General features: G+C 59.9%; 11 protein-coding genes. 5 read left to right on the top strand and 6 right to left on the bottom strand.

Annotated features, from left to right (window positions below):
* Positions 1 to 8 precede the first annotated feature (8 nt).
* Complete coding sequence (locus GOW60_RS16645; protein WP_171230145.1) at positions 9 to 905, top strand: ParB/RepB/Spo0J family partition protein; 897 nt, start codon at positions 9 to 11, stop codon at positions 903 to 905.
* Here GOW60_RS16645 and GOW60_RS16640 read toward each other — a convergent pair.
* From GOW60_RS16640 to rph, 4 genes are read right to left on the bottom strand one after another with little or no spacing between them, the layout of a single operon-like run.
* Positions 895 to 1248, bottom strand: coding sequence for a YbaN family protein (locus tag GOW60_RS16640; protein WP_152459608.1), 354 nt, complete (start codon positions 1246 to 1248; stop codon positions 895 to 897). The genes GOW60_RS16645 and GOW60_RS16640 overlap by 11 nt on opposite strands.
* Before the next feature lie 2 nt (positions 1249 to 1250).
* Positions 1251 to 2405: a radical SAM family heme chaperone HemW gene (hemW, locus tag GOW60_RS16635; RefSeq protein WP_171230144.1), complete on the bottom strand. Its 1155-nt coding sequence runs from the start codon at positions 2403 to 2405 to the stop codon at positions 1251 to 1253.
* Positions 2395 to 3009 (bottom strand): RdgB/HAM1 family non-canonical purine NTP pyrophosphatase, encoded by a 615-nt coding sequence (gene rdgB, locus GOW60_RS16630; RefSeq protein WP_171230143.1) that lies wholly within the window; start codon positions 3007 to 3009, stop codon positions 2395 to 2397. Before rdgB ends, hemW begins: the two co-directional genes overlap by 11 nt.
* Positions 3006 to 3719, bottom strand: coding sequence for a ribonuclease PH (gene rph / locus GOW60_RS16625; RefSeq protein ID WP_171230142.1), 714 nt, complete (start codon positions 3717 to 3719; stop codon positions 3006 to 3008). The genes rdgB and rph overlap by 4 nt, the downstream gene beginning before the upstream one ends.
* Before the next feature lie 112 nt (positions 3720 to 3831).
* On the opposite strand from rph, the gene hrcA reads away from it, so the two are divergent.
* Together hrcA and GOW60_RS16615 are read left to right on the top strand one after the other, a co-directional pair.
* Positions 3832 to 4896, top strand: coding sequence for a heat-inducible transcriptional repressor HrcA (gene hrcA / locus GOW60_RS16620; protein ID WP_152459604.1), 1065 nt, complete (start codon positions 3832 to 3834; stop codon positions 4894 to 4896).
* A gap of 10 nt (positions 4897 to 4906) precedes the next feature.
* A complete protein-coding gene (locus GOW60_RS16615; protein ID WP_171116719.1) occupies positions 4907 to 5470 on the top strand; it encodes a nucleotide exchange factor GrpE in 564 nt (187 codons plus the stop codon).
* A 58-nt stretch (positions 5471 to 5528) separates the two neighbouring features.
* On the opposite strand, the gene mutS is transcribed toward GOW60_RS16615, so the two are convergent.
* Entirely contained in the window at positions 5529 to 8141 is a 2613-nt protein-coding gene (gene mutS, locus GOW60_RS16610; RefSeq protein ID WP_171230229.1) for a DNA mismatch repair protein MutS, read from the bottom strand.
* A gap of 161 nt (positions 8142 to 8302) precedes the next feature.
* Here mutS and GOW60_RS16605 point away from each other — a divergent pair, with 161 nt between their 5' ends.
* Together GOW60_RS16605 and GOW60_RS16600 are read left to right on the top strand one after the other, a co-directional pair.
* Entirely contained in the window at positions 8303 to 10558 is a 2256-nt protein-coding gene (locus GOW60_RS16605; protein WP_171230141.1) for an NADP-dependent malic enzyme, read from the top strand.
* A 3-nt stretch (positions 10559 to 10561) separates the two neighbouring features.
* Entirely contained in the window at positions 10562 to 11434 is an 873-nt protein-coding gene (locus tag GOW60_RS16600; RefSeq protein WP_171230140.1) for a ribokinase, read from the top strand.
* On the opposite strand, the gene msrA is transcribed toward GOW60_RS16600, so the two are convergent.
* On the bottom strand, positions 11431 to 12102 hold the full coding sequence (gene msrA, locus GOW60_RS16595) for a peptide-methionine (S)-S-oxide reductase MsrA (protein ID WP_171230139.1): 672 nt from the start codon (positions 12100 to 12102) through the stop codon (positions 11431 to 11433). The genes GOW60_RS16600 and msrA overlap by 4 nt on opposite strands.
* Positions 12103 to 12132: the final 30 nt, after the last annotated feature.

The raw sequence follows: 12132 nt of genomic DNA, 5'->3' as shown, positions 1-12132 counted from the left end.
AGGGCGACATGAGCGCCAAGAAAGCAAAGTCCAGAGGTTTGGGGCGGGGGTTATCTGCCCTTATGGCGGATGTGAATCCTGATTCAGAAGGCCGGATTTCAACGGATGCGCGCAGACCGGATCTGAAAGTCCCGATTGAAAAGCTGAAAGCCAACCCCAACCAGCCGCGCCGGACATTCATGCCCGAGCAGTTGGACGAGCTGGCTGCGTCGGTCAAGGAAAAAGGTATCATTCAGCCGTTGATCGTTCGCGCGACGGGGTCCGATGAATACGAAATCGTCGCGGGGGAACGCCGTTGGCGCGCAGCGCAGATGGCGCAGCTGCATGATATCCCGGTGATTGTACGTGATTTCGATGATACGGAAGTGTTGGAAGTTGCGATTATCGAAAACATCCAACGCGCGGATCTGAACGCGGTGGAAGAGGCCGCCGGCTACAAGCAGTTGATGGACCGGTTTGGTCACACGCAGGAAAAGCTTGCCGAGGCCCTAGGCAAAAGCCGCAGCCACATCGCAAATCTTTTGCGACTTCTGTCCTTGCCGTTGGATGTACAAACCCTTGTTATTGAAGGTAAATTGTCTGCGGGGCACGCCAGGGCACTGATTACGGCGGAAAATCCGTCGGAACTTGCGAAACAGATCGTCAAGGATGGCTTGTCGGTGCGCGCAACCGAGGCTTTGGTCAAAAAACAGCAGCAAGGCAGTGCCGAACGTTCTGCACCCCGCTCCAGAAATCTGGATGCCGGAAAGGATGCAGACACACGTGCCTTGGAAAAAGACCTGTCCGCGATCCTGGCGATGAAAGTGTCAATCAATCACAAGGCCGGAACGGAAACGGGACAAGTTGTTCTGACCTACGAAAACCTGGATCAGCTGGACGACTTGTGCGCCAAGCTCAGCCGTTAGGACGTGACCAGATAAAGATCATGACACCGCCCAGCACAACCGCCTGAATGATCAACACGAAAAGCGGTGCTGACAACAAAACAGAGAGTCCGAAAACGGCGGCGATCGAGACGGTTGCCGCCTTTTTTGCGGCTGGTCGAATGGCGCCGGAGCTTTGCCAATCAAGAATCAGTGGCCCAAAAAGGTTATGGGTCACAAGCCAATTGTGCAGCCGCGAGGATGAGCGGGCGAAGAAAAACGCGGCAAGCAGAAGAAAAGGCACCGTAGGAAGAAGGGGCAGGACAACCCCAACAGCCGCCATGGCAACACAAAGCAATCCCAGTCCGGCCCAAAGATACTGCATGCTCAGTCCAACAGCTCCCGGATGACTGCGTTCAATACGGCGCGCCCATCTGATGTGGCGATGAGGCGCCCGTTGCTGCGCCGAACCATGTTGATGTCGGTCAGATGATCTATGGTTTCAGAGGGAAGAGAGCGGCCAGACAAACTTTGCCACCTGTCCATATCTAGTCCCTCAGTAATTCTCATACCCATCATAAGGTATTCATTTGCCTGATCTTCAAGGGGCAACGCGCTGCGATTCTTTTCACCACTGCCTTGATTGGCGGCATCAAGCCAACGCTGGGGGTTCAGATAGGTTTCGGTCGCGTATTTCTGACCATTCAGGGTAATCCTCCCATGGGCGCCGGGGCCGATACCGACATAATCGCCGTATCGCCAGTAAATCAGGTTGTGCTGCGATTCTGCGCCAGGTCGGGCATGGTTCGAAACTTCATAGGCCGGCAAGCCATGCGCTTCGCAGATTTCCTGCGTGGCCAGATACATGTCGGCCGCACTGTCATCTTCGGGCAAGCCGCGTAACTTACCGACGGCGTATCGATCCCCAAAGGCCGTCCCGTCTTCGATCGTCAATTGATAGAGCGACAGGTGGTCGATGGCCATCGATAGCGCTTGGGTCAGTTCCTCTTGCCAGGCGTCCAGTGTCTGGTGTTGGCGCGCATAGATCAGGTCAAAGCTGACCCGGTTGAAACAGTTGCGGGCGATGTCAAAGGCGGCGCGGGCCTCTGCCGCGGTGTGGATGCGGCCCAGCCGCCTCAGGTCTTCGTCATTCATTGCCTGAATGCCCATCGAAACCCGGTTCACGCCCGCATCGCGATAGGCGGCGAACCGCCCGGCCTCGACCGAACCGGGATTGGCCTCGAGGGTGATTTCCATGTCATTGGCGGGCCGCCACAGGGCGCGGGCGGTGTCGATCACGGCGGCCACGGTTTCGGGCGCCATCAGCGACGGGGTGCCGCCGCCAAAGAAGATCGTGTTCAGAACCCGATCGGGCGTTTCGGCAGCGGATCGGTGAAGCTCGGACAAATAGGTGTCAAGCCATTGTTTCTGATCAATATTTTTGGAAACATGGCTGTTGAAGTCGCAATAGGGGCATTTGGCCTCGCAAAAGGGCCAATGCACGTACAGGCCAAAGCCCCCGTTGCGCCAATCATCCGCCAAAGCAGCCTTTCACGAACATTTCCACCGCGCGACCGCGATGGCTGATCTTGTTCTTTTCCCAGCGATCCATCTCGGCAAAGGTAATGTCGTAGCCGTCGGGGACAAACATCGGGTCATAGCCGAACCCATCCTTGCCGCGGATCGGCCAGACCAGATGACCGGGCGCGACGCCTTCGAACACCTCGTCGTGCCCGTCGGGCCAGGCCAGAACCAGAGTGCAGCGGAATTGGGCCGTGCGGGGATGCGGTGCGCTTTTTGCTTCGAGCTCATCATGGGCGCGGGTCATGGCCATCAGAAAATCGCGGCCATTTCCGGTTTCGGCCCAATCAGCCGTGTACACGCCCGGCGCGCCATCCAGCGCGTCGATGGTGATCCCGGAATCGTCGGACAGGGCGGGCAGTCCGGTGGCCTGTGCGGCGGCGTGAGCCTTTATCCGGGCGTTGCCGACAAATGTGTCTTCAGTCTCTTCCGGCTCGGGCAGGTCCATCTCGGCCGCGCCCACGACCGTCACGCCAAAGGGCTCGAGCAGATGGGCCATCTCCTCAAGCTTGCCTTTGTTGTGGGTGGCGACCAGCAACCTGTCGCCGTCGAACTTGCGGGTCATGCGGTGGCGGCCTTTTGCGCTGCGGCCAGTTCACCGACGCCTTTTTCGGCCAGATCCATCAGTTGATCCATCTGAGCGCGGCTAAAGACCGAGCCTTCAGCACTCATCTGCACTTCGATCAGTTTGCCGGATCCGGTCATGATGAAGTTTCCATCTACGCCCGCTTCGCTGTCTTCGGGATAATCAAGGTCCAGTACTGGCTGACCTGCATATACGCCACAGGACACGGCCGCGACCGGATCAACCAGCGGGTCCGAGATCACGTCGCCGGTCTTCATCAGCTTGTTCACCGCCAGCCGCAGCGCGACCCAGCCGCCGGTGATTGACGCGCAGCGGGTGCCGCCATCGGCCTGGATCACATCACAGTCCACGGTGATCTGACGCTCGCCCAGAGCAACCCGATCGACGCCGGCGCGCAGGGCGCGGCCGATCAGGCGCTGGATTTCGACCGTGCGGCCCCCTTGTTTGCCCGCGGCCGCCTCCCGCCGCATCCGCGTATTGGTGGCACGGGGCAGCATGCCGTATTCGGCTGTGACCCATCCCAGGCCCGAGCCCTTGATAAACGGCGGCACGCGATCTTCGATCGTAGCGGTGCACAGAACATGCGTGTCGCCCATTTTGATCAGGCAGGAACCTTCGGCATGTTTCGTGACTCCCGTCTCGATTGAAACGGCGCGCATTTCACTTAAATCTCTTCCAGAGGGTCGCATCGGAATTCCTTTGTTTGCTGGGTTGGGGATAACGCCCCGCAGCGTTACGATGCAACCCCGATTGACCTTTCATTTGCCTGCTATTTAATGACAAACGAGCAGGGGAACACGGATGAGCGAAGCGAGCAAGATTCTGGACGAGATGAACGACCGGTCACGCGAAGTGTTCCGGCTGATTGTCGAGAGCTATCTGGAAAGCGGAGAGCCCGTCGGCAGCCGTACTTTGACGCGTACGTTGTCAGAAAAAGTCAGCGCTGCAACTGTCCGCAATGTGATGCAGGATCTGGAATTTCTGGGCCTTCTGGATAGCCCCCATGTAAGCGCCGGCCGAATCCCGACGCAGCAAGGCCTGCGAATGTTTGTGGACGGATTGCTTGAGGTCGGCGACCTGGGTGCCGATGACCGGCAGAAACTGGAGCAGACATTAGGCTCTAACACGGGTGATGTTGGTGGAATGCTGGACCGTGTCGGCTCCGCCTTGTCAAACGTGACACAAGGGGCCTCGCTGGTTCTGACGCCCAAGCATGAATCGGAAATCAAACATATCGAATTTGTTTCTCTGGGCCATGATCGGGCTTTGGTGGTTTTGGTTTTCTCGGACGGACATGTGGAAAACCGGCTGTTCACGCCGCCACCTGGGCAAACGCCAAGTTCCATGCGCGAGGCCGCGAATTTCCTGAACGCACTTATCGAGGGGCGGACACTCAGCGAAGTGCGGCGGCAAATGCAGACGCAGATCGATGCGCGCAAGCAGGAAATCGACACTCTGGCCCGTGAGATGGTCGAAAGCGGAATGGCCGTTTGGGACGGAGACGGAAGCGACTCGGCCCGTTTGATCGTGCGCGGGCGCGCGAATCTGTTGAACGAACCCGGTCAGGCCGAGGAACTTGACCGCATCCGCACCCTGTTCGATGACCTTGAGCGCAAGCGAGACATCGCCGAATTCCTTGAATTGACCGAAGAAGGCGAGGGTGTGCGCATTTTTATCGGGTCTGAGAACAAACTTTTCTCACTTTCGGGTTCCTCTTTGGTGGTGTCTCCTTATATGAACGCTGATCGAAAGATAATCGGTGCGGTGGGGGTTATCGGACCCACACGTCTGAATTATGGGCGGATCGTACCGATCGTGGATTATACGGCGCAACTGGTCGGCAAGCTGATATCCGACCGGAGCTAGAGGGTAAAAGATGGCAGAGCCGAAGAACGAAGATTTTCTGGACGATATCGCAACCGCCGAGGCCGAAGAGCTGGCCGAAGAGCTGATGGATATCAGCGAAGAAGAACTGGAACTGGACGCGCTGCGGGCCGAACGGGATGACTATAAAGACAAGTTCATGCGCGCGCTGGCGGATGCCGAAAACATGCGCAAGCGCAGCGACAAGGCGCGCCGCGATGCGGAACAGTATGGCGGGTCCAAGCTGGCCCGCGATATGCTGCCCGTCTATGACAACATGAAGCGCGCCCTTGAAGCTGCGACGGATGAGCAGAAAGAAGTGGCTGCTGGTTTGCTGGAAGGCGTCGAATTGACCATGCGCGCTTTGAAGGACGTGTTCCAGAAGCACGGAATCGAAGTGATCACACCCGAAGTGGGCGATCGGTTTGATCCGAACGTGCACGAGGCCATGTTCGAGGCGCCTGTTCCCGGAACCAAGGCAGGAGACATCATTCAGGTGTCCGCCGAAGGGTTTATGTTGCACGATCGTCTGCTGCGCCCGGCGCAGGTGGGCGTGTCGTCCACGCCGGCAAGCTGAAACGCGCCCAAGGGCGCGTGCCTTCGGCGAGAGTACTTGGGAAAAGATGAAGGGGCGGTCAGGATCTGGCCGCCTCTTTCAGTTTGTAGATCAGATCGAGGGCTTCGCGCGGGGTCAGGTCGTCCGGCAGGATCTGGTCCAGCATATCGGTGACGGGTGATGCCTTCGGGACCGGCGGCGGGGGCGGTGCGGCGGAAAACAGCGGCAGATCGTCGATCAGCGCCTTCTGCTTGCCTCCCTCGCGTTCCGTTTTCTCCAACTGGTCCAGAACCACGCGGGCGCGTTCGACCACGGATGCGGGCAGCCCGGCCAATTGCGCGACCTGCACGCCATAGGAGCGGTCGGCGGCGCCCTTGTGGACCTCGTGCAGGAAGATCACCTCGCCGTCCCATTCCTTGACCGCGACGGTGGCGTTTTCGACGCCCTCCAGCTTGCCGGCCAGCGCGGTCAGTTCGTGGTAATGCGTGGCAAACAGCGCGCGGCATCGGTTGGCGGCGTTCAGATGTTCCAGCGTGGCCCAGGCGATGGACAGGCCGTCATAGGTGGCGGTGCCACGCCCGATTTCGTCGAGGATCACCAGCGCCCGGTCATCGGCCTGGTTGAGGATGGCCGCGGTTTCCACCATCTCGACCATGAAGGTCGACCGGCCCCTTGCCAGATCGTCGGAGGCGCCCACGCGGCTGAACAGCTGGCTGACCAGCCCGATATGTGCGCGCTCGGCCGGGACGAAACTGCCCATCTGCGCCAGCAGCGCGATCAGCGCGTTCTGGCGCAGGAAGGTCGATTTACCCGCCATGTTCGGGCCGGTCAGCAACCAGATGGCCGCTCCGTCCTCGGCGCTGAGGTCGCAGTCATTGGCGATGAAGGCATCGCCCGACTGCTGGCGCAACGCGTGCTCGACCACCGGGTGGCGGCCTGCGACGATGTCGAAGGCGCGCGAGCCGTCGACCTGTGGGCGGCACCAGTTCTCGCCCCGCGCCAGATCGGCCAGCGCGGTGGTGAGGTCCAGCTCGGCCAGCCCGCGCGCGGCCTGATTGATGCGGGCAGCCTGCGCCAAAATCTCGTCAGAAAGCCTTTGATAGAGCCGCTTTTCGATCTCGAGCGCCAGGTTGCCGGCGTTCAGGATGCGGGTTTCGATCTCGCTGAGCTCAACCGTGGTGAACCGCACCTGGTTGGCGGTGGTCTGGCGGTGGATATAGGTCTCGCTGAAGGGCGGGTTCAGCATCTTTTCGGCATGGGTGGCCGTGGTTTCGATGAAATAGCCCAGCACGTTGTTGTGCTTAATTTTCAGCGAGGCGATGCCGGTGTGTTCGGCGTATTTCTGCTGAAACCCGGCAATGACCGAGCGGCCTTCGTCCCGCAGGGTGCGGGCCTCGTCCAGTTCGGCGTCAAAGCCCGGCGCGATGAAGCCGCCATCGCGCGCCAGCAGCGGCGGGTCGGCGACCAGCGCCTGATCCAGCAGGTCGAGCAGATCGTCGAATCCCACAAGGTTCTGCACCGCAGTTGCCAGCAGCACCGGCAGGTCTTGACCTTCGCAAATCCCGGCGATCGCTGCGGCTTGGGTCAGCCCGTTGCGGATGGCGGCCAAGTCGCGCGGGCCGCCTCGGTCCAGCGACAGGCGCGACAAGGCGCGGTCCAGATCGGGCGTCTTGCGGAGCGCCTCGCGCAGATCGGCGGTGATCAGGCTGTCCTGGGCGGCAAAATCGACCGCGTCCAGCCGCGCGTGGATGACATCCAGATTGCGCGAGGGGCTGGACAGGCGTTGTTCCAGCAGGCGCGCACCGCCCGGGGTTACGGTTCGGTCCACCACCGACAGCAGCGATCCGGCCCGCCCGCCGGACAAAGACCGTGTCAGTTCCAGGTTGCGGCGGGTGGCCGCGTCGATCTGCACGACGCGATCTTCGGATTCTTTCAGCGGCGTTTGCAACAGGGGCAATTTGCCCTTCTGCGTGATCTCCAGATAATCGATCAGCGCGCCCATCGCGGACACTTCGGCGCGTCCAAAGCTTCCGAACGCGTCCAGCGCGCCCACGTGAAACAACCCGCAGATGCGTTTTTCAGCCGCCGTGCTGTCAAAACTCGCCCGTCCGACAGGGGTGAGAGAAATACCCAAATCGCGGACCGGCTCATTCAGTTTTTCCTGCACGCTGTCTGCCACGATCAGTTCCGACGGGGCCAGCCGGGCCAGCTCGGGGCTCAGCCGGACCGAGGTCAGCGGCATCACATGAAACGCTCCGGTCGATATGTCCGCCCAGGCCAGCGCGGCCTCGTCGCGCACCTCGGCATAGGCGGCCAGAAAGTTGTGGCGGCGGGCCTCCAACAGCGCGTCCTCGGTCAGGGTGCCGGGGGTGACAAGGCGCACCACATCGCGCTTTACCACTGATTTAGAGCCTCTTTTCTTGGCCTCGGCCGGGCTTTCCATCTGTTCGCAGACGGCGACGCGAAAGCCCTTGCGGATCAACGTCAGCAGATAGCCTTCGGCCGAATGCACCGGCACGCCGCACATCGGAATATCTTCGCCATTGTGTTTGCCGCGTTTGGTCAGGGCGATGTCCAGTGCCTCGGCGGCGTTCACGGCGTCTTCAAAGAACATCTCGTAGAAATCGCCCATGCGATAGAACAGCAGGGCATCCGCGTAGGCCTCTTTGATTTCCAGATATTGCGCCATCATCGGCGTGACGTTGGACAAGGCTGCTCCCCTCTGGCGTATTCCGGCGCGACCTTACAAACCCGGCCCCTGCGACGAAAGGTGAAAACGTATTGTCGTTGAGACGCGCCTTTGCCTGCGCTATGAGGCAAAAGCCCAACAGATGTAAAGAAACGACATATCCGATGCCCAAAGCGAAGATCACCAAAGAAGAGGCGCTGGCCTTTCACCTCGACCCGACCCCCGGCAAGTGGGAGGTGCAGGCCACCGTCCCGATGACCACGCAGCGGGATCTGTCATTGGCCTACAGCCCGGGTGTGGCTGTCCCATGTGAAGCCATCGCCGAGGCGCCGGAAACCGCGTATGACTATACCAACAAGGGCAATCTGGTCGCTGTGATCTCGAACGGGACGGCGGTTCTGGGTCTTGGCAACCTTGGCGCGCTGGGCTCGAAACCGGTGATGGAGGGGAAATCCGTTCTGTTCAAGCGGTTCGCCGACGTGAACTCGATCGATATCGAGCTGGACACCGAAGACCCGGATGAATTCTGCCGCGCGGTGCGACTGATGGGGCCGACCTTCGGCGGCATCAATCTGGAAGACATCAAGGCGCCCGAATGTTTCATCATCGAACAGCGCCTGAAAGAAGAGATGGATATCCCCGTCTTTCACGACGACCAGCACGGCACGGCGGTGATCTGTGCGGCCGGGCTGATCAACGCACTGCATATCTCGGGCAAGAAAATCGAGGATGTGAAGATCGTTCTGAACGGGGCCGGGGCGGCGGGGATCGCCTGTATCGAATTGCTCAAGGCGATGGGCGCGCGGCACGAAAACTGCATCGTTTGCGACACAAAGGGTGTGATCTATCAGGGCCGGACCGAGGGCATGAACCAGTGGAAATCGGCGCATGCGATCACCACGGATCTGCGGACTCTGGAAGAGGCCATGAAGGGCGCGGACGTGTTCCTGGGCGTGTCGGTCAAGGGCGCGGTCACGCAGGAGATGGTCGCAAGCATGGCCGACAATCCGGTGATCTTCGCCATGGCCAACCCCGATCCGGAAATCACCCCGGAAGAGGCGCATGAGGTCCGCGTGGACGCCATCGTGGCGACCGGGCGCAGCGACTATCCGAACCAGGTCAACAACGTTCTGGGCTTTCCCTATTTGTTCCGCGGCGCGCTGGACATTCACGCCCGCGCCATCAATGACGAGATGAAGATCGCCTGTGCCCATGCACTGGCCAATCTGGCGCGCGAAGACGTGCCGGATGAGGTCGCGATGGCTTATGGCAAATCGCTGACCTTCGGGCGCGACTACATCATTCCCACGCCGTTTGATCCGCGCCTGATCCACCGTATCCCGCCCGCTGTTGCCAAGGCAGGAATGGATACCGGCGCAGCCCGCCGTCCGATCATCGACATGGATGCCTATGAGCTGAGCCTGAAATCCCGGATGGACCCGACCGCAAGCATCCTGCGCGGGCTGAACGCCCGGGCGCGACAGGCGCAAAGCCGCATGATTTTTGCCGAGGGCGATGATCCCCGCGTGCTGCGTGCCGCCGTCATGTACCAACGTTCAGGCTTTGGTAAGGCGCTCGTGGTCGGTCGGGCAGATGATGTTAAAGACAAACTGGAAGCCACCGGTCTTGGTGATGCTGTGCGGGAAATCGAGGTTGTGAACGCTGCCAACACCGCGCATCTCGAGACCTATTCGAATTTCCTCTATGAGCGTTTGCAGCGTAAAGGCTTTGACCGCAAGGATATTCACCGACTGGCCGCGCGGGACCGCCATGTGTTCTCATCCCTGATGCTGGCCCATGGCCACGGAGACGGGTTGGTCACAGGTGCAACACGAAAATCGGCACACGTAATTGATCGTATCAATCATGTGTTCGATGCCGATGCCGCCCATGGTGCTGCCGGTGTGACGGCACTTCTGCATAAAGGCCGGATCGTTCTGATCGGTGATACACTGGTGCATGAATGGCCGGATGAAAACGATTTGGCCAACATTGCCGAGCGTTCCGCAGCAGTGGCCCGACATATGGGTCTGGAGCCCCGGGTTGCTTTTGTCAGCTTCTCGACATTTGGATACCCGGTTTCGGAACGTGCCGAGAAGATGCACCGAGCGCCGGCGGTTCTGGACCAGCGCGGTGTCGATTTCGAGTATGAGGGCGAAATGACAGTGGATGTTGCCCTGAACGTGGATCAGCAAGCGGCTTATCCGTTTTCACGCCTGACTGGGCCTGCGAACATCCTGATCGTCCCCGCACGACACTCAGCGTCGATTTCGACCAAGCTGATGCAGGAAATGGGCGGTGCCACCGTGATCGGGCCGATCCTGTCGGGCGTCGACAAGCCGATTCAGATTTGCTCGACCGTCTCAACCGCGAACGATATTCTGAACATGGCCATTCTGGCCTCGTGCGACATCGGATAAGCCATGACAATCTGGAACCTCGGCTCAATCAACGCGGATATGGTTTATGACCTGCCGCATCTGCCTGCGCCAGGGGAAACTCTGGCCGCCCACGGGCTGGACCGGTTCCTTGGCGGAAAAGGTGCCAATATGTCAGTGGCGGCTGCGCGGGCCGGATCACGCGTCAGCCATATCGGCGCCGTTGGGCATGATGGGCGCTGGGCGAAGGATCGACTGACGGAATATGGCGTGGACACACGCTATATCTCTGAGGTGGATCCGCCGACGGGGCATGCGATCATTGCGGTGGACGCCGAGGGTGAGAACCTGATCATCCTCTATCCGGGGGCCAACCATGCCTTGGATGTCAGCCATCTGGGGCGGGCTCTGTCATCGGCAAGCACCGGTGATCTGCTGATCTTGCAGAATGAAACCAACGCACAGGTCGAAGCCGCGCAATTCGGGCGCAAACTTGGATTGACCGTGTGTTATGCCGCCGCGCCGTTTCAGGCACAGGCGGTTCAGGCGGTTCTGCCCTATCTGGATTTCCTGATCCTGAACGAGATCGAGGCCGAACAATTGCGGCAGGAAACCGGGATGGGTGCGGCTGATCTGCCCGTGCGGCATGTCATTGTCACGCTGGGCTCAAAAGGGGCACGGTATTTGCAGCAGGGCAATGACCCGGTAGAATTTTCGGCTCACAAGGTGCAGGCCGTGGATACCACCGGGGCAGGTGATACTTTTACCGGTTACGTGCTGGCTGGAATGGATCGGGGAATGCCGATGGAACAGGCCATTCTGCAAGCGAACCGCGCCGCTGCCTTGATGGTCACGCGGCACGGGACTGCGGATGTCATTCCCGATCTGAGAGAAGTGCGCGACGCGACCTTCGATTAAGAATCGGCAAAAGGCGCATCTGAACCCCAAAGCTGTTTGACACGCGCGTCACGGCCACAGGCCTTGCGATATGCTTTATAGGCGTTTTGCTGACGTTTCGGGCCAAAGCGGGTAAAGATCAGCTTGTTCCCTTTGTAGTAATCCTGATGATAGGCCTCGGCAGGGTAAAACGTGCCCGCGTTCAGGATCGGGGTGACCACCTTTTGGCCCAATGCCCGTTCTGCGTCTTTCTTTGCCTGTTCCGCCAGTGCCTTTTCGCCCGTGTTAGAGACGAAAATTGCGGTTCGATAGCTGTCGCCCCGGTCGCAGAACTGACCACCGGCATCCGTGGGGTCAACCGAGCGGAAGAACATGTTCAGAAGCGTTTCACGTGACACCCGGGCCGGATCGAAAGTGATCTGAACCGCTTCATAATGGCCGGTTCCACCTTTGGAGACCTGATCATAGGTGGGGTTGGCCGATTTGCCGCCGGTATATCCCGACACGGCCCCGACAACGCCCGGTACCGATTCAAAATCGGACTCGACACACCAGAAACAGCCCCCCGCAACTGTCAGCGTTTCGGTCCCTGCCGCAGGGGCGGGCAGGGCGCGCAACATCGCAGCCAAAGTGATCAGGGTGAACAGAATGGCCGGTTTGAAGGCATCCAGATAAACGGTCCGTGACATGTCGGGTCTCCTTTCGGCATCAAGGTGACC

The organism is Ruegeria sp. HKCCA4008, assembly GCF_013033125.1.
Taxonomy (GTDB): Bacteria; Pseudomonadota; Alphaproteobacteria; order Rhodobacterales; family Rhodobacteraceae; genus Ruegeria.
The sequence above is the reverse complement of the archived record's forward strand: the minus strand, read 5'-3'. Positions and strand labels throughout refer to the sequence as shown.